This window comes from Achromobacter sp. JUb104, assembly GCF_024806975.1.
In the GTDB taxonomy this organism is placed as follows: domain Bacteria; phylum Pseudomonadota; class Gammaproteobacteria; order Burkholderiales; family Burkholderiaceae_B; genus Achromobacter; species Achromobacter spanius.
This window is the reverse complement of sequence record NZ_JANUEY010000001.1, coordinates 1,924,687-1,947,312: the sequence shown is the minus strand read 5'-3', so window position 1 is coordinate 1,947,312 and position 22,626 is coordinate 1,924,687. Positions and strand designations below refer to the sequence as shown.

Sequence of the window (22,626 nt, the reverse complement as noted above, 5' to 3'; positions counted from 1 at the left end):
CGTTGGCGAATGGGCGAGGGAGTGTGCTTGCCGGTTCGCTAACCGGGTTCCCTAGCGCGCCTGCAAGCCGGCGTGCAACGCGGCGCGCGCCGGATCCAGGGGCCGGCGTTGGCCCTCTACCAAAGCCCCGGCGGCTGCCATCCACGGATGCGCGAAAGCCACCACTTCAGCGCCTTGCGCAAACGCCTCTTGCGCCGCGTGTGCGCAGGCCTTCAAGCACGCGGACGTATCGCCCGCCTGGAACAAAGTCCAGGCGTTCGGCACCAGCCGCACCGCCACCGATGCCCCGCTGGCCAGGGCATGGCGTCCGAACAGCGCCCGGTTGGCATCCACGGTGGACGCCACCGCGCACAGCACTACGATGGGTTTGCCCGCGCTTGCGGTCACAGCCGCTGTCGCCAAGGCGACGTCAGCGCGGATGACCGGCACCGGCCAATCCTGGATGCTATCCACCATGGGGCCCAGCGTGGCGCAGGTGACGATGACGGCATCCGCATCGGTCGCTAGATTCCGTACCGCGTCGCTGACCTGATCACGCAACGCGCCGTCCGTTGCCAAGCCTTGGCTAGCCGCCTCCCGAAGATCCGGGCGCACGTCGTGGCGCAACTGCGTGGCGCTCAAGCCAGCGTCGGCCGCCGCATGCTCAAATACGGCCTGATTGCTATCAATGGTGTGCAAGAACGAAATACGCATCCGAAGCCATCCTGTTATTTACGGTGTGCGGGCATTGTTCTACCGCGCCGCCGCTGCAACAAGACCAGTCCGGATACCGGTATTGTCGGTACCCCGCTTTTTTCCATGCTCTGTTCGACCATGACTCTGCATTCCCATTGCCATTCGCATTGCCATTCAAGCCACCATTCGAGCCGCGATTCGAGTCAGCATTCGAGCCGCGATTCGGATAGTCGTTCGTTTTGGCGTGCGGTTTGCGCCACGGCTCCCGCGCTTGCCGTTCTACTTGCCAGCGTGTTGGCGCCGGGCGCCGCCCAGGCTGCCGGCTTCCAGCGCCTAACAATACCCATGGACATGAACGGCCCGGCGCTCACGGGCGGCATCTGGACGCCGTGCGCCGCGCCCGCGACTGAGATCAAGCTGGGCGGCAACACCATCCCTGGCGTCCTGAACTGCGCCGTGCCCGAAGGTCGGCATCCCTTGATCGTGATGTCGCATGGGTCGGCCGGTTCATTCTTGAGCCATCACGACACCGCCGCGGCGCTGGCGGATGCGGGCTTCGTGGTGGCCGCCATCAACCACGTGGGCGACAACGCGCAGGACCGTTCGCGGCAAGGGTATCTGTCGATCTTCTCGACGCGCCCGCGTGAGATACGACGCGTAATCGACTACATGACCACCGCCTGGCCACAACAAGCGCGCGTGGACGCCGCTAAGATCGGCGCCTTCGGTTTTTCTCGCGGCGCGTATACCGTCTTGGTGTTGGCGGGCGCCAAGCCAGATTTTCAGGCAGGCCTGGCGGCTTGCCAGGACGCGCCGACGCTTCCCATGTGCCGCGATATCGCATCCGGGAAAATTCCTCAGCAGCCCTATGTGCAGGATGCGCGCATCAAGGCGGTGGTCATTGCAGACCCGCTGAATGCTTTTCCGGGCAATGCGTTGCAAGCGGTGAAGATCCCCGTGCAGCTTTGGGCGTCAGAGCTGGGCGGAGACGGTGTAACCCTGGCCGGTGTGGAAGCGGTGAGGCTGGGGCTGGGGCGGGGGCAGGTTGAGGGCGGGGGCCAGGATCAAAGCCAGGATAGGGATAAGGAGCAAAGCCAGGATCAGACCCAGGATCAGACCCAGGATCAGACCCAGGATCAAAGCCAGGATCAAAGCCAGGATCAAAGCCAGGATAAGGATCAGGGCCGGGGCCACGCTCCGAATTATCAGGTGGTGGCAGGCGCTGGCCACTTCGCGTTCCTGGCACCTTGCCCGCCCGACCAGGCGCAAGCCGACATCTGCCAGGACGCGCCCGGCTTCGACCGCCGCCAATTCCATCAAGCCTGGAACGCCCGCATGGCGGCGTTCTTCAAGGCGCACATCAGCGATACCGTGATCCCGCCGACACCGACGCCCGCCAACCGGTGACCCGCCCCGGCCTCCTGTCCATGATGCGTAGGATGGGTGAAGCGCGGCACCGCTTGCGCGCGAAAACCGGCGCCTGCCGCGCGCAACCCATCAGCCACGTCCGCGCGATGGGTTACGCGCGATCCTCGGCTAGGTTCTTGTGACGCGTATCGCGCGCTTCACCCATCCTACGGGCGGAGATCGGCGTGCTATTCACGATGCGTAGGATGGGTGAAGCGCGGCATCGTCTGCCCGCGAAAACTGGCGCCTGTCGCGCGTAACCCATCAGCCATCTCCGCGCGATGGGTTACGCGCGATCCTCGGCTAGGTTCTTGTGACGCGTATCGCGCGCTTCACCCATCCTATGGGCGGAGATCGGCGTGCTATTCACGATGCGTAGGATGGTGAAGCGCGGCATCGTCTGCCCGCGAAAACTGGCGCCTGTCGCGCGTAACCCATTAGCCACGTCTGCGCGATGGGTTGCGCGCGATCCTCAACTGGGTTCTTGTGACGCGTATCGCGCGCTTCACCCATCCTACGGGCGGGGATCGGCGTGCTATTCACGATGCGTAGGATGGGTGAAGCGCGGCACCGCCTGCCCGCGAAAACTGGCGCCTGCCGCGCGTAACCCATCAACAACGTCCGCGCGATGGGTTACGCGCGATCCTCGGCCGGGTTCTTGCGCCACGTATCGCGCGCTACACCCATCCTACGAACATTCCATCACCAGCGAACGATGCGCGCACACGCCCGCCATCACCCCGGATGCGCTGGCTAGCGTGGCGTTGCTCATGGGAATGGCGGCGTCGCCCGCGGCGAAAACGCCTTCAATGCTTGTCTGCCGCAGATCATCCACGCGAATCAATGGACCCAGGGGGCCGTCGTTGAACGCGCAACCCAATTGCGCGGCCAGCGGGCTGGCCATGTGCGTCTTGCTGGCCACGAACAGCGCGTGGACTGCCATGCGCCGCCCGTCGGCCAGCTTGACCGCAACCAACCCGGGCGTCGTGCCCATCAGTTCAACGATAGGGCTGCGTTCGATACGCACGCCGCGCTTGGCCATCAAGGCGGCCTGTTCCTCATCCGGTTCAAATTCGCCCTGCGTGAAGTACGTGGTGGGCCCCCAGTCCGGCAGCAGCATGGCCTGGTGCGCCGACAGTGGATGCGCCGCCATCACGCCCAACGGGCTGCCGGCCACTTCATAGCCATGGCAGTAAGGGCAGTGCAAGACCGTCTTGCCCCATCGCTCGTTCAAGCCGGGCAGGGCGGGGAGTTCGTCGCGCAGCCCGGTGGCCAAAATCAGCCGCTTGCCTTGCACCTGCTGCCCGTCCGCCATCGTGACTACAAAGCGGCCGATTGAACCGCTGGCGGCCACGGCATCGCCATCCAGGAATGTCACGGTGGGATAGTGGGCCAATTGTTCGCGGGCCTGCTGCACGATGTCATGCGGCGTCTTGCCGTCCTGGCCCAGAAAGCCGTGCGAGTGGGCAGCGTAGCGGTTGCGGGGCTGTCCGCCATCGATCAACACGATGCGCCTTCTGGCGCGAGCCAGTTGCATGGCAGCCGACAGGCCGGCAAAGCTGCCGCCCACAATGATCACGTCGTAATTCATCCGCAAACTCCTTTCCATTGTTCATCAAGATACTTGATAAGTTGCATGATAATTCGATTGTCTATTTTCATGCAACGTCAAAAAGTTCATGATGCGAAAAGCCTTGCCGCGCACCCGTAGTCGACGGTGTATTCTCGACTTCCGTGCCGCGACCACACCCCGACGCGACACGACAGAACAAGGCGGGCGGCGCCCATCCAGCGCCAGCCCCGGCAACCCCAGGAGACAAAACATGCTGTTGACCGAAGAGCAACTCAGTATCCAAGAGATGGCGCGCCGTTTCGCCATGGAACGCCTGGCCCCAAACGCCGAGCGCTGGGACCGTGACCACCACTATCCCGCTGACGCCATTCAAGAGATGGCGCAGTTGGGTTTCTTCGGCATGCTGGTGCCCGAGGAATGGGACGGCAACGACAGCGGTTACGTGTCGTACGCCGTGGCGCTGGAGGAAATCGCGGCCGGCAGCGGCGCATGCTCCACGATCATGAGCGTGCACAATTCGGTCGCCTGCATGCCCATCCTGAAGTTCGGCAACGACGCGCAGAAAGAGCAATTCCTGCGGCCGCTCGCAAGCGGCGAGCACATCGGCGGCTTTGCCTTGACCGAGCCACAAGCGGGCTCGGACGCCAGCAGCCTGCGCACCCGCGCCCGCCGCGACGGCGACGACTACGTCTTGAACGGCGCAAAGCAATTCATCACATCAGGCAAGAGCGGCCAGACCGTGATCGTCTTCGCGGTCACCGACCCCGACGCCGGCAAGCGCGGCATCTCGGCCTTCATCGTGCCGACCGACACCCCGGGCTACCAAGTGCTGCGGGTGGAGGACAAGCTGGGCCAGCATGCGTCGGACACCTGCCAGATCGCGTTTGAAGACATGCGCATTCCCGCCGCTTACCGGCTGGGCGAGGAAGGGCAGGGCTACAAGATTGCGTTGGCCAACCTGGAGGGCGGGCGCATCGGTATCGCGTCGCAATCGGTGGGCATGGCGCGGGCCGCCTTTGAATGCGCGCGCGATTACGCGCGTGATCGCCAGGCCTTCGGCAAGCCCATCATGGAACATCAGGCCGTGGCGTTCCGCCTGGCCGACATGGCGACGCAGATCCATGCCGCGCGCCAGATGGTGCTGCATGCGGCGGCGCTGCGCGAAGCCGGCAAACCGGCGCTGATGGAAGCGTCCATGGCCAAGCTGTTCGCATCCGAAATGGCCGAGAAAGTGTGTTCGGCCGCCATCCAGACCTTGGGCGGATACGGCTATCTGAAAGACTTCCCGGTCGAACGCATTTACCGCGACGTGCGCGTGTGCCAGATCTACGAAGGCACCAGCGACATCCAGCGGCTGGTGATCGCGCGGGGTTTGTAATCCGCGTCGCGCGTAATCCGCGGATTTGCAAGCCAAGGTTCTCTAAGCGCCAGCTTTGCAAGCCACTGACTTGCAAACCCCGGATTCACAAGTCCCAGATTCGCAAACCCCATCCCCAGGCTTGGGTCTCAGACCTTGCCCATACGCCTACCGGCGGTGCGGCGCCTCGCGCCGCGCACGCCGGCGTCGGCGCGCCCACAGGGCATACACCACGATATTGCCGACAATCAACAGCGCGGCCAGCACCATTTGCGTGGTCCGGGTGATGCCATCGGGGTAGATGATGCCCAGCAAATAATGTTCGATGAAGCCGCCCGCGTAGCCTTGTTGCCCCGCCTGTTGGCGCAGCGACACTTCCAGCGGGGTCAGGGGGCAGATCCAGCCCATGCCGACCACGACCGCGCCCCACACCAGCGCCGGCAGATGCCAGTAGGCCATGCGCGGTCGCCACAGCGCCAGCAGCCCGCCGAACACCACGAAGGCAACAAAAAGCCCGTGCACGACAAGTACCAGGTCGGCAAGAATGCGGTAAGTCATTGGAATATCCGGAGGGAACGCAAAGGCACGACGGGCAAGCCGGCTCAGACCTTCAGGTCGCGCAGCAGCTTGGCCAGTTCCGGCGCCGTCATCAGCGACACGCCTTGTGCCTTGGCATATTTCCAGGCGTTGTCCGACACGTCGCCCAGGGCGATGTAGATGGCTTCGCGCGCGCCACGCTTTTCACGCACGGCTTGCAGTTCGCGCAGCGGCTCCACGCCAACGCGCGCGGCCTTCCAGCGCTTGGCGCTGACGATCGCCACGTGGCCGTCTTTGCTCAAGGCGAAGTCGGCGCCGGGCGTTTGCAGGCGTTCGACCTCGCAGCCATCGCGCTTGAAACCGGCTTCAACGGTGTTGGCGAAGTCGGCCCAGGACATGGCCGCGGTGGCTTCGGCCACGGCCTGCACGCGCGTTTCCGACGGTGCTCGCAACTGCTTGTAGGCCGCCATGATGGCGATGACCGCGAACGGTACCGCCGCGAACACGCCCATCGCCGCGTACTCCAGCGGCAGCGCGGCAAAACCGCCGGCGCTAAGCAGCACGGCCACGCCCGCGCTCATCCACCACGGCGAGCGCAGCAGCACCGCGAAGATGGAATTCTTGGCCATCTTGAGTTTCATTGGGGTGCTCGCACAACGATGCGGATGTCGCCGCAAGTGACGATCTGGCCGTCCCGGATCTTCGCGGTCTTGCGGGTTTCGATGACGCCGCCCACGCTGACCTGGCCGTCGGCCACCATCATCTTGCCCGCGCCACCGCTGTCGCAGACGCCGGTGGCTTTCAAGAGCTGGTTGATTTCAATATAGGGGCTGCCTTCGGCAAGCGTGAATTCAATAATGGGCATGGGTTGCGCGGAAAGGGATAGGTGAAAAGCCGGTCAGGCCGGGTCGCCGCTATTCGTGTTGGCGGGCGGGGGCGGCGGGGGCGCCACGGGCGTCTCCGGCACGGGCGGGGCCGTGGGGCGGCTGTTGTTCTCGGCGCGCGCCATCCAGGCGATCAGCGACGAACGCATGGCTTCCTCGACCGACATCTGGATGGGCTGCACCCAGTCTTGCGGCACAAATACGGTGTAGCCGCCAATCATGTAGCCCATGGGCAGGTAGACGGCCACGCGGTCGCCTTGCGTAAACCCCTCGGGCAAGCCTTCCATGCTGCGGCGGGTCACCAGGCCCACCAGTTCCAACTGCTGGCCCGGCACGCGCAGGATAACGACCTGTTGCGCCGTGTTCTTGGAGCTGGGCGAAAAGTAATCGGCAAAGCTCTTCAGTGATGAATAAATGCTTTTGACCACCGGCAGGTTGGTGAAGGGCATTTCCACCACGGTGAGGAATTTCTGCACACGTTGCTTGGACACCAGATAGCCGATGGCCAGAATGCCCAGGATGCCCAGCGCCAGCCCCATGCCCGGCACGTAGAAGCCGCCGATGAAGGGGCGCAGGAACGTCAGCGCCACGGCTTCCGTCCACGCCAGGAAGATGTAAAGCAGGTAGAGGGTCAGGGCCAGCGGCAGCACGGTAATCAGGCCGCGGAAGAAATATTTATAGAGGCGATTCATAGGCAGGGACTAAAGAATTGGGGTCGGACCAGGGTTGGGCAGCACGGGTCAGAGGGCCGCCAGCATAGCAGCCGCGGGCGCGCGCGCCCGTAACAAACCGCGTATCCAATGGGGCACTTGCCCAGGGTCAAAGTGCCAACTACCGATCCACCGGCAGATACAGGGTTTCTTTGATTTCTTCCATGACGATGTAACTGCGGGACTCCGCCGACGCGGGCAAGCGCTTCAGGATTTCGCCCAGCAGGCGGCGGTATTCGTTCATTTCCGTCAGGCGGGCCTTGACGAGGTAATCGAAATCGCCAGACACCAGATGGCATTCCATCACTTCGGGCACGTACAGCAGCTCTTTCTTGACCTTGTCAAACACGTCGCCGGATTTGGCCGATAGCTTGATCTCTAGAAAGACCAGCAGGTTTTTGCCCAACGCTGCTGGATTGACGCGCGCATGGTAACCCGTGATGACGCCTTCGCGTTCCATCCGTTTGACCCGGTCCGAACAGGGGGTGGCCGACAAGCTGACACGCTCGGCCAGATCAGTAACGGAAATGCGGCCTTCGCGCTGCAGGATTTCCAGGATTTTCAGGTCAATTCGGTCTAGGTCGCGCATTTCACTTTTGCCGATCGGAAAACAGGGGGTGCCCCAGAAAAAGCGCTGCCAAAGGGAAATAATCAGTGCTTTTCACTGCGATTGGGGTCATAGACTACCGAAATAACTGAGTAAATCCAAATACGGAAAGAATCATGCATGTAATCGTCCTAGGCAGCGGCGTTATCGGCACCACGACCGCGTATTATCTCGCCCGTCAGGGTGCCCGCGTGACGGTCTTGGACCGCCAGCCCGCCGCCGCCCAGGAAACCAGCTACGCCAACGCCGGCCAGGTCTCACCGGGCTATTCCACGCCCTGGGCCGCGCCCGGCATTCCGCTGAAAGCCATCAAGTGGCTGTTCAAGAAGCACGCGCCCTTGGCGATACGCCTGGACGGCAGCCTGTACCAATTGAAGTGGATGGCCGCCATGCTGGCCAACTGCTCGGCCGACCGCTATTCGGTCAATAAAGAGCGCATGCTGCGCCTGGCCGAATACAGCCGCGATTGCCTGCGCGAACTGCGCGCGTCCACCGGCATTCATTATGAAGAGCGCACGCGCGGCACCTTGCAATTGTTCCGCACCGACGCCCAGTTGGAAGCCGCCCGCCGCGACATCGCCGTGCTGGAAGAAGTGGGCGTGCCCTACGAACTGCTGGACCGCAACCGCCTGGTTACGGCCGAGCCCGCCCTGGCGCGCTCGATCCACAAGCTGGCCGGCGGCCTGCGCCTGCCCAACGACGAAACCGGCGACTGCCGCCTGTTCACCACGCGGCTGGCCGAGATGGCCGCCGCGCTGGGCGTGGACTTCCGCTACAACCAGACCGTTTCCGGCTTGAACACGGCAGGCGGCCAGATCACCGGCGTGCGCGTGGGCAACGAAGTCTTGACGGCCGACCGCTACGTGGCCGCCTTCGGCAGCTACACGCGCGGCCTGCTCGAACCGCTAGGCCTGGATCTGCCGGTTTACCCGGTCAAGGGCTATTCGCTGACCATTCCCATGAAAGACGAGGCCGCCGCGCCCGTCTCCACCATCCTGGACGAAACCTACAAGATCGCCGTCACCCGCTTTGACGACCGCATCCGCGTGGGTGGCATGGCCGAACTATCCGGTTTCGACCTGCGCTTGAAGGACGCCCGCCGCAAGACCCTGGAACTGGTCGTCAACGACCTGTTCCCCGACAGCGGCCATGTGGCCCAGGCTGAATTCTGGACCGGCCTGCGCCCGATGACGCCGGACAGCACGCCCATCGTCGGGCCTACCCGTTACGGCAACCTGTTCCTGAATACCGGCCACGGCACGCTGGGTTGGACCATGGCTTGCGGCTCCGGCAAGCTGGTGGCCGATCAGGTGATGGGGCAGCGCCCCGCCATTCGCACCGACGGCCTGGGCATCTCGCGCTACGAGCGCGGCGCGGCGTCCAGCCCGTCCTTGGTGTTGGACGGCAAGGGCGCTTGAACGGGCGCTGAGTCGGCGTGACGGATTCGGCACTCTGCCGCTTTGGCGGGTGCCGGCTTATGCCAAAATCGGCGCATGACTCATTTCCTGCATACCGCCGACTGGCAGATCGGCCGTCAATACGGCCAGTTTGAAACCGACGACGCCGCCATCCTGGCCGAGGCGCGCTTTGATGTGGTGGCGCGTATCGCGGCGCTTGCCGCCGAACGCCGTGTGGATGCCGTGCTGGTGGCGGGCGACGTCTTCGATACGCAAGGCGTGTCCGACCGCAGCATCCGCCGGCTCTTCGCCGCCATGGCTGCCTATGCCGGCCCTTGGGTCATGATTGCCGGCAACCACGACGCCGCCTTGGCCGACAGCGTCTGGAGCCGCGCCGCGCAGTTGGACTGCATTCCCGCCAACGTACACGTGCCGACGCGCATCGGCGTGGTGGACTTGCCCGCCATCAACCTGGCCGTGCTGGCCGCGCCGCTGACCCAACGCCATACCTACGACGACGTGACACAGTCCTTCGACACGCTGGACACCGAAGCCGGCCGCGTGCGAGTGGGCCTGGCCCACGGCAGCGTGGCGGGCCGCTTGCCCGACACCATCGACTCCACCAACCCCATCGCGCCCGACCGCGCCGCCCGTGCCCGCCTGGACTACCTGGCGCTGGGCGATTGGCACGGCTGCCTGTCCATCGACGCACACACTTGGTACGCCGGCACGCCCGAGCAGGATCGCTTTCGCGGCAACGAGCCGGGCTACGTGCTGGACGTGCACATCGATGCGCCGGGGGCCACGCCTGTGGTCGAACGTATCGCCATCGGCAAGTACCGCTGGTCGGCCTGGGCAGAAACCATCAGCCTGCCCACTGACGCCCAAGCGCTGGCCGAACGCCTGGCGGCCTTGCGCGCTGACGATGTGTTGCGGCTGGACGTGCAAGGCCACGTCAATATGGAAACCTGGGACGCGCTGCAACGCGCCGTGGACCAGGCCGCCGCGCAGGTGCGTGCCTTGCTGCCCGACCTGTCCGGCTTGCGGCTGGAGCCTGACCAGGCTGATCTGGCCGAACTGGGCGCCAGCGGCTACGTGGGCGACGTGGCCGCGCAATTGCAAAGCATGCAAGGCGATGGCGAGCAGGCCGCGGTGGCAGGTGAGGCCTTGCGCTTGTTATTGCGGTTCCAGCGCGAAAGCGCCATGGGGGCCGTCAAATGAAGCTGTCAAAAATTGCGCTTGAAGAGTTCCGCAAGTTTCGCCAACCCTTGGTGCTGGACGGCCTGCAAGACGGCTTGAACCTGTTCGTGGGCGCGAACGAGGCCGGAAAAAGCACCGTTGCCGCCGCCATACGCGCGGCCTTTCTTGAACGCTACAGCACCAGCAAGGTCGCGGACTTGGCGCCGCATGGCGAGTCTGGCGCGCGGCCCAGCGTGGAGCTGTCGTTCGCGCATGCCGGCCATACCTATGTCTTGAAAAAGCAATTCCTGTCGCGCGCCCGTTGTGAATTGCTGATCGACGACGGCGCGCAGCGCCTGGATGGCGAAGAAGCCGAAAACGCGCTGGCCGCTTTGTTGGGCTTTGAACTGCCGGGCCGTGGGCAAAGCAAGCCAGACCTGGCCGGCATCCCCGGCTTGTTGTGGATTCAGCAAGGTGACGGCCACAATCTGCAAGCGGCGGCGTCTTACGCCGGCACGCATTTGCGCGATGCGCTGACGCAGTTGTCCGGCGAGCTGGCCTCAAGCGATGGCGACCGCCTGTTTGAGCGCGTGTCAGCCGAACGCGCCGCCTTGCTGGATGCGCGCAACGGCCGCCCCAAGGGCATCTATAAAGACGCCGAAGACGCCCTGGCGCGCGCCACCACCGAACGCGACGATTGCGCGCAAGCCATGGCGCAGTTGAACGCCGACGTGGACCGCCTGGCCGAACTGCGCCGCGAGCACGAACGCGCCCAGGCCAACGAACCCTGGAAAGACTTCGAGGCCAAGGCCGCTGAAGCACGCGCGCGGCTGGCGGCGGTGGCGAAACAACGCGAGGCACTTGACGGTCTGCGCCGCGAACAGGCGCAAGCCGCGCAAACGCTGGCCTTGCTGCAAGACCAGGTGCGTCGCGATCAACAAGACGAAGCCGATTACCAGGCGCTGGTGCAGGAAGCGCAGGGCGCGCGCGCTCGGGTGGACGCGGCGCAAGCACCGTTGGCTCGCGCGCAGCAACAACAGCAGGCGCATGCCGCCGCGGTCGACGCAGCCCGCTTGCGGGTGGCCGCCGTGCAGGCCGTAACCGACCGCCGCGACCTCGAGCACCAACTGGCCCAGTTGAACGCCGAAGTCGAACGGCTGGACGATGCGCTCAAAGCCGTCACCGTACTGATCGAACAGGGCTCAACACTGAAGAGCGAAGCGCTGCGCATTGAAATCGCCGACGGCGACATCGACGCACTGCGCAAGGCCGAACGTGAACTGGCCAATCTGCAACTGCGCCAGCAAGCCATCGCAACACGCTTGTCGTACCAGCTTGAGCCAGGGCACCAGGCAACGTTGGATGGCCGGGCGCTTACCGGCGCCGACCAGGTGTTGCTGACGTCCGCCGCCAACCTTGAACTGCCCGGCGTGGGCCGGTTCCGGATTGAGCCGGGCGGCCAGGATCTACCCGCACTGCAACGCGAGCTAGTCGGCCTGCAAGCGGCGTGGGCAGCCTTGCTGGAACGGCTGGGCGTGTCAACGCTGGCCGATGCCGAGCAGCGCCATGCGCGCTATACGGCGTTGCAGCGCGAGCTTGATAGCATGCGCAAGACGCTGGCCATCCATGCGCCCAAAGGGCTGGATGTATTACGCGGGCAGCGCGACGAGGCCCTGGCCCGCCGCGTGCCGTTGCAAGAGCGGCTGGCCAAGCTGCCCGCTGCGGGGCTAGCGGGTGAAGACGACCTGTCTGCCGCCACCCAGGCATTGCGCGAAGCCACGGCGGTGGCCGCGCAGGCCGACGCATCGCTGGCGGCAACTCAGCGTGCGCTGGATGCGGACTTGGCGCGAGCGCAACTGCTGGAAGGGCAGGCGGCGGCACGCGCGGCGGATATGCAATCCGCCGAACGCGCCGCGCAGCGGCAGGCACGCGCCGGCCGCCTGGCCGAAGTGCGCAGCGCACACGACGACCTGGACCGTCGGGTGCGCGAGGCGCAAGCCGCGCTGGCGGAACACCGGCCCGAACTGGCCGAGCAAGATGTCCAACGCTATGAAAAGTCAGCGGCCATTGAGCGCGAGGCGCAACACAAGCGGCATGGCGACATCCTTCAATTGCAGGGCAAGCTGGATCAAGCCGGCGCGCAGGGCTTGGGCGAACGCCTGTCGGAAGCCACCGCGGCATGCGAACGGCTGGCGCGTCGCCGTGATGAGCTATCGCGCCGCGCGGCCGCGCTGGACTTGCTGCAAAAGCTGCTGACCGACAAGCGCGCAGCCGCCACGCAACGCTTGCAGGCGCCACTGGCTCGCCGCTTGAACCACTACCTGGCATTGCTGTTTCCCGACGCCGCGCTGCGGCTGGACGAGGCCTTGCTGCCCACCGCGCTGCGCCGCGCCGAGGGCGAAGACTTGCTGGATGCGCTTAGTTTCGGCACGCGCGAGCAACTCGGCATCTTGGCCCGTTTTGCGTATGCGGATCTGCTGAGCGAGGCCGGACGGCCCACCTTGCTGTTGCTGGACGACGCACTGGTGCACACCGACGACGCCCGGCGCGACTTCATGAAGCGCGCCTTGTTCGACGCGGCAACGCGCCACCAGATCCTGATGTTCACCTGCCATGGCGACGCCTGGCGCGACATGGGCGTGGAACAGCGGCGCATCGGCGCTTAAGGTTCTTGACGGGAAAAGGGGCGGTCGGTAGTCTTTGCGGATGCCCGATTTCACGCCCCTCGCCAGCCTTGCCCTTGCCGCCGCAGCCGCAGCGGCCGACGGCATGCGCCGAGGCTCGGCGCGAGTGACGGGCCGCGTTTTTTCCCCTGCGCTTTCTGCTGGCGGCATTTGTTCTGCCAACTCTCCCGTCGTTTCTCCTGTCTTCTCTGCGGTGATGTCGCCGCCCGTCTCGCCGCCCGTCGGCGGGGTCCGTGGCGCGAACCCGCCCGCCGTGGTCGTGATCGGCTGATCGCCGACCCACCATTCCCGGCTCCAGCTCCCGTTCATAGATAGTCCTTCCGTGTGCGACAGACGTGCGCCATGCGCGTGCGGGCTTGTCGGCCGTCGGCTATCGGCTATCGGTCTGGAGCCTGTGCATACCCTGACAGGTGAAATCTCATGTTTTCGAATCGCATCTCGTGGGCCGCTTACGGGTCCACAACCTTGTTCGTGCTGCTGTGGAGCGCCGGCGCAATCTTCGCCAAATGGGGGCTGTCGCATGCGTCGGCCTTTGGCTTCTTGCTGCTCCGTTTCCTTCTGGCGTTGTCGGTGCTCTTGCTGATTTGCATCCACCGCAAGCGCTGGTTGCCCGCGCCGGGCACGCGCGCGATGGTCGCGGCAACCGGCCTGTTGCTGATCGGCGTCTATTCCATCTGCTACTTGCTCGCTCTGGACCACGGCATTACGCCGGGCGTGCTGGCCACCTTGCTGGGGGCGCAGCCCATCCTGACCTTGGCGCTGATGGAACGGCGTTATGAACCGGCGCGCATCGCCGGCCTGCTGCTGGCGTTGGCGGGCCTGGTCATGGTGGTGTATCAAAGCATCGGCATGGCGCGCTTCTCAGTAGCCGGCATGGCGTTCGCGTTTGCGGCCCTGGCCAGCATGACGGCGGGGGCCATCCTGCAAAAGCGCGTCACACAGGCGCCGTTGGATGTCATGCCCTTGCAGTACGCGGTAAGCCTGGCGCTGTGCCTGTTGCTGGCGCCGTTCCAGCCGATAGCAGCGCAATGGAGCATCGGCCTGATCTTGCCCTTGGTCTGGATGGGGCTGGTGATTTCTATCGGCGCCACGCTGCTGTTCTACCGCATGATCCAGGCCGGCAACTTGGTCAACGTCACCAGCCTGTTCTATCTGGTGCCGGCCGGCACGGCAGCCCTGGATTACCTGGTGCTGGGCAACCGCCTGTCGGGGCTTAGCCTTGCCGGCATGGGCGCGATCCTGCTGGGCTTGATGCTGGTGTTGCGGCATCAAGCCCCTGCGGTTACGCCAAGGCGGGGCTGACCGGCAGGGGCCTCGCCTGGCGGGTGCTGCCCGCGTTGGCAGTGCTGCCTGCAATGTCGCTGCTGTCTGCGTCTACGTTGCCGTCAGCATCGACCTCGCCGTCAGCATCAACGTCGCCGTCGGCCACGGTGCTGGGGCCAGCCCAGTGCCCGCTGACCAATTGGGCAGGCCGCGATCGCGCAACGACTCGGGCGCAAACGGACCAGGCGTCCAACCTGACGCTCAGTCCGGCGTAGACCCCGTGGCCGTCGCCGGCCTGGATCACGCCGTCCGCTTTCACGCCTTCACCGGCGCGGATGGAGCCGTCTGCTCGGATGTCTCCCCCGGCGATCATGCCCCAGCCCGAGGCCAGATGGTCGCCGCATTGGATGGCGCCACCGGCCTGAATGCCGGAGGTGGCGCTGATGGCGTTGTCGGCGCGCACATCGCCGCCCGCCTTGATGCCTTGGCCGCATTGGATGGCGCCTTGCGCCCGCACGTCCTGGCCTGCATGCAAGTGGCCGGTGACGGCCAGGTCCTGGCCCGCGCAGATGTCCCATTTGGCGCGCACGTTGCCACGGCACTCCAGGCGCGAGGCCGACTCGATGCCCCAGTCCGCGCTGATGTCGCCGCCCGCGTGGATCTCGCCGCCGCTGGCGATGTTGGCGGCGGCCGTGATGTTTTCGCCCGCCATGATGGTTTCGCCGGCGCGGATGCCCCCGCCCGTGATGATGCTGCGCCCGGCGCGCACCACCGTGTCCACATTGATACCCATGCGAATTTCCAGCGTGCCCGCGAAGACGATGGCATTGGCGTCAAGCGAGTCCAGCCTGAGCACCGCGTCGGTCGGGCCAAACTGATCCAGCAGCCAGTTGGCGTCGCCGACGCGGCCGTCGGCGACCAGGGCGTCAAGCACGGCTTGGTAATCCCCCTGGCCGTTGTGGTCGCGGATGAACCATTTGTAGCCGCCCGCGCAGGGGTTCTTGGCTTTGACGAATTTCTTGGTAAGTTGCATGGCGCTGGAATGAAGATCAGTGCGTGGCCAAGCCGCCGGCCATCCGGCAAGCAGCGTAGATTCCAAAGGGGGATCGACGGACGTACCCGGCCACGCGGCAGGGCGTTCGCCAGCCAGGCGCCGCGGACAAGCACGGATGTGCTCAGGCCGCCGGCAGCAGGCCGGAATCAGAAATTGGGGAAGCGGGAAAGCCGGGCGATCAGCCGGGCTTGGAGCGCGCGTAAGCGGAACGCGCGGCGACTTCCTGCGAGCTCAACAAGGTCGAGCGCAGGGCGCAGAGAACGCAAGCAGCGGGGAGGAGGGGAGAAAAATGGGATCGCACGGGGGCAGATGCTAACACCCGGGCATCACTAGTCAAGTCGGCAAGCTGTCCCCGTTTCGGGGGCAGCCATGCGCGGCGACGTGATCAGTTCGTCGACACGATATTGCGTTCCTTGGCGATGCGTTGGCGCAGCTCCAGTTCGCGCTTGATCTGTTCGGCGTACTGGGCGGGCGTGTTGCCGTCCACCAGCGAGCCGCCGTCGGCCAGACGCTGGACAACCTTCGGGTCCTTCAGCGTCTTGACGGCCGCCTCGTACACGCGGTCAACCACGGCTTTCGGCGTGCCGGCCGGGGCCACCAGCCCGTACCAGGCCATGTTGTCCATCTCCGGCAAGCCGGCTTCCTTGAACGTCGGCACATCCGGCAGGGTGGGCAGGCGCTTGGGGGCGGCCACGGCCAGGGCGCGCAGCTTGCCGGCCTGAATGTGCGGCATGGACGACGGCAGGTTGTCGAACTGGGCGTTGACCTGGCCCGCGATCACATCATTGAGCGCCGGGCCCGAGCCACGATAGGGCACGTGCACCATGTCGGTCTTGGTCAGGGACTTGAAGAGTTCGCCGTCCAGGTGGCCGATGCCGCCCGCGCCGGACGAGGCATAGGCGTACTTGCCCGGGTTCGCCTTCAGCAAGGCGATGAATTCCGCCAGGTTCTTGGCCGGCACCGACGGGTTCACGGTCAGCACGTTCGGCACGTTCACCAGGTTGGTGATGGGCACGAAGTCCTTGAGCGGGTCGTAAGGGTTCTTGGGGTTGGTGGCCGGGTTGGTGGCCATGGTGCTGACGGTGGCGACGCCCAGCGTGTAACCGTCGGGGGTGGCGCGCGCAACGGCGTCCGCGCCGATGGACCCGCCGCCGCCGCCCCGGTTTTCCACCACGACGGCTTGGCCCAGCTCGCGGCCCAGCCCTTCGGACACGATGCGGGCAACGATGTCGGTGGTGCCGCCGGCGGCAAACGGAACAATCAGGCGGATGGGTTTGTTGGGGTAGGGGTCGGCGGCCTGGGCCGCGGAACTAAAGCAGACGCCTGCGATGGCGGCGGCCAGAATGGCCTTGGCATGTGACAGCACGGTCAAGAGTCTTCTCCATATTGTTGTTCCGAGCCGACCGGCTTCTTGGGCCGGCGTCGGTAAAGCGCGCTTTGCCTCGGGTACGGGCTTGGTCGCGGCTTCGTGGGCGCAATTCCACACAGGAATCCCCCTAGGGTCAACTCGGGATTTCTCCCTGCTAGTCATGAAAATATTTTTCGGGTGTTGGGTGTTGCGCGAAATTGACGTCAGATAGGCAAAAAACTCATGTATGACAACCACATGAACTTGTCGAGATCGCCTTTCAATGCGCAATCATTGCGCAGTCATCTTGCCGTCATCAGCTCGTTACGCGCATAAATTGCTGCATAACTTACAAGAATCTGATATTTTTCGGATGAGATTCTTGGCCGGTCTTGCAAGACAGCTATTGCGTTTGTTTCAATCTGCGGCGTTCAATGGGGCGGTAGTTACGTCCCCGCGGGGCAACGTGTAGTGCAGCGACGTACCGGGCCAGGGTTCCGTCCGTTATTCAATCCCCGGTCTGTTTCGTCTTTCGCTGCCATGTGCTGGCGGGAGGGGGCCCGGACATTCTCGGAACGCCATGTCGCTGATCCTGATCCTCGCTCTGCCGTTTGCCGGCAGCCTGTGCGCCGCGCTGCTGCCTTCCAACGCCCGCAATGCCGAGGCGTGGTTGGCAGGCCTTATCGCCCTGGTCTGTGTGGCTCTGATCGCCAGCTTGTACCCGGAAGTCGCCAACGGCGGCGTGATTCGGTTCGATATGCCCTGGGCGCCCGCCCTGGGCCTGCAATTCACCCTGCGGATGGACGGCTACGCCTGGCTGTTCGCGCTGATTGTTTCCGGCATGGCTGCGCTGGTTGTCCTGTACGCGCGCTATTACATGTCGCCGGAAGACCCGGTGCCGCGCTTCTTCTCGTTTTTCCTGGCCTTCATGGCCGCCATGCTAGGCGTGGTGCTCTCGGGCAACCTGATCCAACTGGTCATGTTCTGGGAAATGACCAGCCTGGCGTCCTTCATGCTGATCGCCTACTGGCATCACCGCCTGGATGCCCGTCGCGGTGCGCGCATGGCCTTGACGGTAACCGGCGCGGGCGGGCTGTGCCTGCTGGCCGGGGTGCTCATCCTGGGCCACATCGTGGGCAGTTACGACATGGACCGCGTGCTGGCCGCCGGCGATCTGGTACGCGCCGACCCCTGGTATCCCGCCGTGCTGGTGCTGGTGGCGCTGGGCGCGCTGACCAAGAGCGCCCAGTTCCCGTTCCACTTCTGGTTGCCCAACGCCATGGCGGCGCCCACGCCGGTGTCCGCCTACCTGCATTCGGCCACCATGGTGAAGGCCGGCGTGTTTCTGCTGGCGCGCTTCTGGCCGGTGCTGGCCGGTACTGACCAGTGGTTCTGGATCATCGGCGGGGCAGGGCTGATCACACTGGTGCTGGGCGCCTATGCCGCCATCTTCCAGCAGGACATGAAAGGCGTGTTGGCGTATTCCACCATCAGCCACCTGGGCCTGATCACGCTGCTGCTGGGCCTGAACAGCGAATTGGCGCTGGTGGCCGCCATCTTCCACATGATCAACCACGCCACGTTCAAGGCGTCGTTGTTCATGGCGGCGGGGGTGGTCGACCACGAAACCGGCACGCGCGACCTGAGCCGCTTGTCCGGGCTATATAAAGCCATGCCGATCACCGCCACGCTAGCCATGGTGGCAGCGGCGTCGATGGCGGGCGTGCCGCTGTTGAACGGCTTTTTGTCCAAGGAAATGTTCTTCGCCGAGACCACCTTCGTCAGCGGCGACCGCTACACGCAGATCGGCTTGCCGTTGTTGGCGACCATTGCCGGCGCGTTCAGCGTGGCGTATTCCTTGCGTTTCATCCTGCAGGTGTTCTTCGGTCCCCCGGCTACCGACCTGCCGCGCGCGCCGCATGAGCCGCCGCGCTGGATGCTGTTTCCCAGCGCCTTGCTGGTGCTGATGTGCCTGCTGGTGGGTGTCGCGCCGGGCCTGACGGTCGGCCCATTCCTGGCGACCGCCGCGCAAAGCATCCTGGGCGACAACATGCCCGAATACAGCCTGGCCGTCTGGCATGGCGTGAATCTGCCCCTGGTGATGAGCATGGTGGCCACCACGGCGGGCGTGCTGCTTTACCTGGTTCTGCGTGCCCACCAGCGCGCCAACCCGGGCCGCGTTCCCTTTATCTACCGCCTGGACGGCCGGCGCACGTTTGAAGCTTTGCTGGATGGCTCCAGCGTGGCCGCGGCCTGGCTGCTGCGTTGGGTGTGGTCGTCGCGGCTGCAAGTGCAGATGCTGCTGATCGTGCTGGGCACCTTGTTCGTGGCCTGGCTGCCCCTGCGCGGGGGCGGTTGGCTGGAAGGCACGGGCCGCATGACCCCGCTGGACCCGGCCTTTGCCCTGTTGTGGCTGGTGGGCGGCGTCTGCGCGGTGGCGGCAGCCTACCAGGCCAAATATCACCGCCTGGCATCCCTGGCGCTGGCTGGCGGCGCGGGGCTCATCACCTGCCTGACGTTCGTCTGGTTTTCGGCCCCCGATCTGGCGTTGACCCAACTGTCCGTGGAAGTCGTCACCGTGGTGCTGCTGCTGCTGGGCTTGCGCTGGCTGCCGCGCCGTATCGAACAAGACGACGAAGAAACACTCAAAGCAACGTTGCTGGCCCGTGGCCGCCGCTTTCGCGATCTGTTGATGGCCACGGCCGCCGGCACCGGCATGGCGGCGCTGGCCTACGCGGTGCTGATGCGCCCGCAAGGCGACACGATTTCATCCTATTTTGTTGACCGCGCGTTGCCGGACGGCGGCGGCACCAACGTGGTGAACGTCATCCTGGTGGACTTCCGGGGCTTCGATACGTTCGGCGAAATCACGGTGCTGGGCATCGTGGCGCTGACGGTCTACGCGCTGCTGCGCCGCTTCCGTCCCGCCACGGAAAGCGCCGACCTGCCACGTCAGCAAAAGGAACAGGACGGCGGCGTACCCGCCGCGCCCGACATCAAATCACTGGTGCCCAGCGGTTCAATGATGGTGCCGACGGTGCTGGTGCGCCTGATGCTGCCCACCGCCGCGCTGATCTCGGTGTACTTCCTGCTGCGCGGCCACAACCAGCCCGGCGGCGGTTTCGTGGGCGGCCTTATTTTCGCCACCGCCGTCATCCTGCAGTACATGGTGGGCGGCGTTTACTGGGTGGAATCGCGCAGCCGCTTGAACCCGCAGAACTGGATCGGCATCGGTCTGCTGGCGGCGGGCATTGCCGCCGTGTCCGCATGGCTCGCCTACAAGCCCTTGCTGGCCGCGCTGGCCTGGGACGTGGCGCTGCCTCTGATCGGCCATGTGCACCTGTCCAGCGTGCTGCTGTTCGATCTGGGTGTGTACATGCTGGTCGTGGGGTCCACCGTGCTGGTGCTGGTGGCGCTGGCTCACCAATCGCTGCGCGCGCAACGCAAGGCAGCCGCCGACATGCAAGCGGCCGCCGTACAAACAGGGGAAGCCTGATGGAATTGATTTATGCCGTCGCGATTGGCGTGCTGGCGGGCTCCGGCGTCTGGCTGCTGCTGCGGCCTCGCACCTTCCAGTTCATCATGGGCCTGTCGCTGGTGTCCTATGCGGTCAACCTCTTCATCTTCGGCATGGGCCGGCTGACGTCGGGCCGTCCGCCCGTGATAGCCCCGGACATGGCGCACGACCCGTCCTGGTACGCCGACCCGCTGCCGCAGGCGCTGGTGCTGACCGCCATTGTGATCGGCTTCGCCACCACGGCGCTGTTCCTGGTGGTGCTGCTGGCTTCGCGCGGGCTGACGGGTACCGACCACGTTGATGGACGGGAGTCCCAATCTTGAATTTTTGGCTGCAACACCTTCCTGTATTGCCCATCATCGTGCCGCTGCTTGCGGGCGCGGCGATGCTGCTGTTGGCTGATACCAGCCGTTATGCGCGCGGCACCATTTCCGTCATCGCCACGCTGGGCCAACTGGCTGCCGCGGTCGCCTTGCTGGTGGTGGCGGGCGGCGGCGTGCCCGGCGTCTGGCCCCAGGGCGTGGGCGTGTATCTGGTAGGCGACTGGCCCGCGCCCTTTGGCATCGTGCTGGTCGTGGACCGATTGGCCGCCGTCATGCTGACCTTGACCGCCGTGCTGGGCCTGGCCACGCTGACCTATGCGCTGGCCCGCTGGGACCGCGCTGGCGTGCACTTCCATTCACTCTTCCAGTTCCTGCTGATGGGCCTGAACGGCGCCTTCCTGACTGGCGACCTTTTCAATCTGTTCGTGTTTTTTGAAGTGTTGCTGGCGGCGTCCTATGGCCTGCTGCTGCATGGCTCGGGCGTGGCGCGCGTCAGCGCCGGCCTGCAATACATTGCCGTCAACCTGGTCGCCTCGTTCCTGCTGCTGATCAGCATTGCGCTGATCTACGGCGTGACCGGCACCCTGAACATGGCCGACCTGGCCCTGCGCGCGGGTCACCTGACCGGCGCCGAACGCATGCTGTTCGAAGCGGGCGCGGCCATTCTGGGCGTGGCGTTTTTGGTGAAAGCCGGCGCCTGGCCGCTGAATTTCTGGCTGGTCAAGGGTTATGGCTCGGCCGGCGCGCCCATCGCCGCCATGTTCTCCATCATGACCAAAGTGGGCATCTATGCCTTGTTGCGCATTGGCTCGCTGCTGCTCCCCACCGGCGCGCCCGCGGCCTTCAGCCTGGACTGGATGTTCGCGGCCGGGCTTGCCACGCTGCTGTTCGGCGCCTTCGGCCTGTTGGCCACGCAGCAGTTGGAGAAGATAGTCGGCTACTGCGTGATCGTGTCGGCCGGCACCTTGTTGACGGCGCTGGGCATGCCCGGCGTTACGCTGACCGGCCCCGCGCTGTTCTATCTGATCAGTTCGGTGCTGACGACCGGCGCGTTCTTCCTGCTGGCTGAATTGATCGAACGCACCCGCAGCTTCGGTGCCAACGTGCTGGCCGTGACGCTGGACGCGTTTGACCTGGATGATCCGGCGTCGGTGAATCGATCCGACGACGTGGTCGGCGTCGCCATTCCCGCTGCCATGGCCTTCCTGGGGCTGGCGTTCATTTGCTGCGCCTTGCTGGTCACGGGTTTGCCGCCGTTGTCGGGTTTCGTGGCCAAGTTCTCGCTGCTGTCGGCCGCCGTGTCGGCCGCCACCGAGTCCGCGCCGCCCATGGATGCCTGGATTCTGGTGGCCGCCGTGTTGGTGTCCGGCCTGGCTGGCCTGATCGGGCTGGGCCGCACGGGTATCCGCGTGTTCTGGGCCAGCGACGACCGCAGCACGCCGCGCCTGCGTGTGATCGAAGCGGGGCCGGTTGCGGTGCTGCTGCTGCTGTGCGTGGGCCTGGCGGCCGGGGCAGGGCCGGTGTCGGCCTACCTGGACGACGCGGCGCGCTCACTGGACCAGCCCAAGTCCTATATTGAAGCCGTGATGTCCGCGCAGACCGTGCGCGGCGCGAAGGGAGGAAGCTGATGCGCCGCGTTTACTTCCTGTTCCTGCCGGTGTTCCTGTTTGTCTTGTGGCTGGTGCTGAATGAAAGCCTGTCGGCCGGCCAGATTGCGCTGGGCGCGGTCCTGGCGCTGTGGTTCACCTGGGCGGCATCGCGCTTGCGTCCGCTGCACGCGCGGCCGCGGCATCTGTGGAAAGCAGTGCCGCTGTTCCTGCATGTCGCGTTGGACATCTTCAGGTCCAACATCGCGGTGGCCAAGCTGATCCTCAACCCGCGCCGCAATGATTTTTCGCCCGGTTTCATCCACATACCGTTGACCATGCGTGACCCGCACGGCCTGGCGATGCTGGCCTGCATCGTCACGTACACGCCTGGCACCGTCTGGGTGGACCTGACGCCGGAACACAGTTTGAAGCTGCACGTGCTCGACCTCCAGAATGAGCAACACTGGGTCGATCTGGTGCAGCAGCGCTACGAGCGCCCCTTGATGGAGATATTTGAATGAC

General features: G+C 65.1%; 19 protein-coding genes. 10 read left to right on the top strand and 9 right to left on the bottom strand.

Going from position 1 to position 22,626, the window contains the following annotated elements; genetic code table 11:
• Positions 1-51: 51 nt before the first annotated feature.
• Positions 52-621 (bottom strand): arylsulfatase, encoded by a 570-nt coding sequence (locus M2361_RS08745; protein WP_259248038.1) that lies wholly within the window; start codon positions 619-621, stop codon positions 52-54.
• On the opposite strand from M2361_RS08745, the gene M2361_RS08740 reads away from it, so the two are divergent.
• On the top strand, positions 598-2,082 hold the full coding sequence (locus M2361_RS08740; RefSeq protein ID WP_259248036.1) for a serine aminopeptidase domain-containing protein: 1,485 nt from the start codon (positions 598-600) through the stop codon (positions 2,080-2,082). The two genes, M2361_RS08745 and M2361_RS08740, sit on opposite strands and share 24 nt — an antisense overlap.
• A gap of 688 nt (positions 2,083-2,770) precedes the next feature.
• Here M2361_RS08740 and M2361_RS08735 read toward each other — a convergent pair.
• A complete protein-coding gene (locus M2361_RS08735; RefSeq protein ID WP_259248034.1) occupies positions 2,771-3,673 on the bottom strand; it encodes an NAD(P)/FAD-dependent oxidoreductase in 903 nt (300 codons plus the stop codon).
• A 232-nt stretch (positions 3,674-3,905) separates the two neighbouring features.
• Here M2361_RS08735 and M2361_RS08730 point away from each other — a divergent pair, with 232 nt between their 5' ends.
• Positions 3,906-5,033 carry an acyl-CoA dehydrogenase family protein gene (locus M2361_RS08730; RefSeq protein ID WP_259248032.1) on the top strand — a complete coding sequence of 376 codons (1,128 nt, stop codon included), beginning with the start codon at positions 3,906-3,908 and terminating at the stop codon, positions 5,031-5,033.
• A gap of 147 nt (positions 5,034-5,180) precedes the next feature.
• On the opposite strand, the gene M2361_RS08725 is transcribed toward M2361_RS08730, so the two are convergent.
• The 5 genes from M2361_RS08725 to M2361_RS08705 all read right to left on the bottom strand — a co-directional run bounded on the left by M2361_RS08725 (position 5,181) and on the right by M2361_RS08705 (position 7,732).
• Positions 5,181-5,570 (bottom strand): DUF2784 domain-containing protein, encoded by a 390-nt coding sequence (locus tag M2361_RS08725; RefSeq protein WP_259248025.1) that lies wholly within the window; start codon positions 5,568-5,570, stop codon positions 5,181-5,183.
• Positions 5,571-5,614: 44 nt separating this feature from the next.
• A complete protein-coding gene (locus M2361_RS08720; protein WP_100855957.1) occupies positions 5,615-6,190 on the bottom strand; it encodes a restriction endonuclease in 576 nt (191 codons plus the stop codon).
• Positions 6,187-6,414 carry an RNA-binding S4 domain-containing protein gene (locus M2361_RS08715; RefSeq protein WP_100855956.1) on the bottom strand — a complete coding sequence of 76 codons (228 nt, stop codon included), beginning with the start codon at positions 6,412-6,414 and terminating at the stop codon, positions 6,187-6,189. Before M2361_RS08715 ends, M2361_RS08720 begins: the two co-directional genes overlap by 4 nt.
• Positions 6,415-6,447: 33 nt before the next feature.
• A complete protein-coding gene (locus M2361_RS08710; RefSeq protein WP_259248022.1) occupies positions 6,448-7,125 on the bottom strand; it encodes a DUF502 domain-containing protein in 678 nt (225 codons plus the stop codon).
• 139 nt (positions 7,126-7,264) lie between these two features.
• Positions 7,265-7,732, bottom strand: a complete 468-nt coding sequence (locus tag M2361_RS08705; protein WP_050446963.1) for a winged helix-turn-helix transcriptional regulator — start codon at positions 7,730-7,732, stop codon at positions 7,265-7,267.
• A 134-nt stretch (positions 7,733-7,866) separates the two neighbouring features.
• Here M2361_RS08705 and M2361_RS08700 point away from each other — a divergent pair, with 134 nt between their 5' ends.
• From M2361_RS08700 to M2361_RS08685, 4 genes are all read left to right on the top strand, one after another.
• The gene (locus tag M2361_RS08700; protein WP_259248020.1) at positions 7,867-9,168 is read left to right on the top strand and encodes a D-amino acid dehydrogenase; all 1,302 of its coding nucleotides are present in this window, start codon (positions 7,867-7,869) and stop codon (positions 9,166-9,168) included.
• Between the two features lie 75 nt (positions 9,169-9,243).
• Positions 9,244-10,368: a DNA repair exonuclease gene (locus M2361_RS08695; protein WP_259248019.1), complete on the top strand. Its 1,125-nt coding sequence runs from the start codon at positions 9,244-9,246 to the stop codon at positions 10,366-10,368.
• Positions 10,365-12,992: an AAA family ATPase gene (locus M2361_RS08690; protein ID WP_259248018.1), complete on the top strand. Its 2,628-nt coding sequence runs from the start codon at positions 10,365-10,367 to the stop codon at positions 12,990-12,992. Before M2361_RS08695 ends, M2361_RS08690 begins: the two co-directional genes overlap by 4 nt.
• A 438-nt stretch (positions 12,993-13,430) precedes the next feature.
• On the top strand, positions 13,431-14,312 hold the full coding sequence (locus tag M2361_RS08685) for a DMT family transporter (protein ID WP_259248016.1): 882 nt from the start codon (positions 13,431-13,433) through the stop codon (positions 14,310-14,312).
• On the opposite strand, the gene M2361_RS08680 is transcribed toward M2361_RS08685, so the two are convergent.
• Both M2361_RS08680 and M2361_RS08675 read right to left on the bottom strand, forming a co-directional pair.
• Positions 14,293-15,306 (bottom strand): FapA family protein, encoded by a 1,014-nt coding sequence (locus M2361_RS08680; protein WP_259248014.1) that lies wholly within the window; start codon positions 15,304-15,306, stop codon positions 14,293-14,295. The genes M2361_RS08685 and M2361_RS08680 overlap by 20 nt on opposite strands.
• A gap of 406 nt (positions 15,307-15,712) precedes the next feature.
• Entirely contained in the window at positions 15,713-16,699 is a 987-nt protein-coding gene (locus M2361_RS08675; protein WP_259248013.1) for a tripartite tricarboxylate transporter substrate binding protein, read from the bottom strand.
• A gap of 556 nt (positions 16,700-17,255) precedes the next feature.
• On the opposite strand from M2361_RS08675, the gene M2361_RS08670 reads away from it, so the two are divergent.
• The 4 genes from M2361_RS08670 to M2361_RS08655 are packed head-to-tail and all read left to right on the top strand — an operon-like array spanning position 17,256 to position 22,625.
• Positions 17,256-20,171, top strand: a complete 2,916-nt coding sequence (locus tag M2361_RS08670) for a monovalent cation/H+ antiporter subunit A (protein ID WP_259248011.1) — start codon at positions 17,256-17,258, stop codon at positions 20,169-20,171.
• Positions 20,171-20,515 (top strand): Na+/H+ antiporter subunit C, encoded by a 345-nt coding sequence (locus M2361_RS08665; RefSeq protein WP_100855948.1) that lies wholly within the window; start codon positions 20,171-20,173, stop codon positions 20,513-20,515. Before M2361_RS08670 ends, M2361_RS08665 begins: the two co-directional genes overlap by 1 nt.
• On the top strand, positions 20,512-22,143 hold the full coding sequence (locus M2361_RS08660; protein WP_259248008.1) for a monovalent cation/H+ antiporter subunit D: 1,632 nt from the start codon (positions 20,512-20,514) through the stop codon (positions 22,141-22,143). Before M2361_RS08665 ends, M2361_RS08660 begins: the two co-directional genes overlap by 4 nt.
• Positions 22,143-22,625 (top strand): Na+/H+ antiporter subunit E, encoded by a 483-nt coding sequence (locus tag M2361_RS08655; RefSeq protein ID WP_259248006.1) that lies wholly within the window; start codon positions 22,143-22,145, stop codon positions 22,623-22,625. The genes M2361_RS08660 and M2361_RS08655 overlap by 1 nt, the downstream gene beginning before the upstream one ends.
• The last annotated feature ends 1 nt before the right edge of the window (position 22,626 follow it).

Bases quoted from the DNA above. Each gene is read 5' to 3' on its own strand.
- M2361_RS08735 (WP_259248034.1), bottom strand. From the start codon at position 3,673: ATGAATTACGACGTGATCATTGTGGGCGGCAGCTTTGCCGGCCTGTCG.
- M2361_RS08730 (WP_259248032.1), top strand. From the start codon at position 3,906: ATGCTGTTGACCGAAGAGCAACTCAGTATCCAAGAGATGGCGCGCCGT.
- M2361_RS08725 (WP_259248025.1), bottom strand. From the start codon at position 5,570: ATGACTTACCGCATTCTTGCCGACCTGGTACTTGTCGTGCACGGGCTT.
- M2361_RS08720 (WP_100855957.1), bottom strand. From the start codon at position 6,190: ATGAAACTCAAGATGGCCAAGAATTCCATCTTCGCGGTGCTGCTGCGC.
- M2361_RS08715 (WP_100855956.1), bottom strand. From the start codon at position 6,414: ATGCCCATTATTGAATTCACGCTTGCCGAAGGCAGCCCCTATATTGAA.
- M2361_RS08710 (WP_259248022.1), bottom strand. From the start codon at position 7,125: ATGAATCGCCTCTATAAATATTTCTTCCGCGGCCTGATTACCGTGCTG.
- M2361_RS08705 (WP_050446963.1), bottom strand. From the start codon at position 7,732: ATGCGCGACCTAGACCGAATTGACCTGAAAATCCTGGAAATCCTGCAG.
- M2361_RS08700 (WP_259248020.1), top strand. From the start codon at position 7,867: ATGCATGTAATCGTCCTAGGCAGCGGCGTTATCGGCACCACGACCGCG.
- M2361_RS08695 (WP_259248019.1), top strand. From the start codon at position 9,244: ATGACTCATTTCCTGCATACCGCCGACTGGCAGATCGGCCGTCAATAC.
- M2361_RS08690 (WP_259248018.1), top strand. From the start codon at position 10,365: ATGAAGCTGTCAAAAATTGCGCTTGAAGAGTTCCGCAAGTTTCGCCAA.
- M2361_RS08685 (WP_259248016.1), top strand. From the start codon at position 13,431: ATGTTTTCGAATCGCATCTCGTGGGCCGCTTACGGGTCCACAACCTTG.
- M2361_RS08680 (WP_259248014.1), bottom strand. From the start codon at position 15,306: ATGCAACTTACCAAGAAATTCGTCAAAGCCAAGAACCCCTGCGCGGGC.
- M2361_RS08670 (WP_259248011.1), top strand. From the start codon at position 17,256: ATGTCGCTGATCCTGATCCTCGCTCTGCCGTTTGCCGGCAGCCTGTGC.
- M2361_RS08665 (WP_100855948.1), top strand. From the start codon at position 20,171: ATGGAATTGATTTATGCCGTCGCGATTGGCGTGCTGGCGGGCTCCGGC.
- M2361_RS08655 (WP_259248006.1), top strand. From the start codon at position 22,143: ATGCGCCGCGTTTACTTCCTGTTCCTGCCGGTGTTCCTGTTTGTCTTG.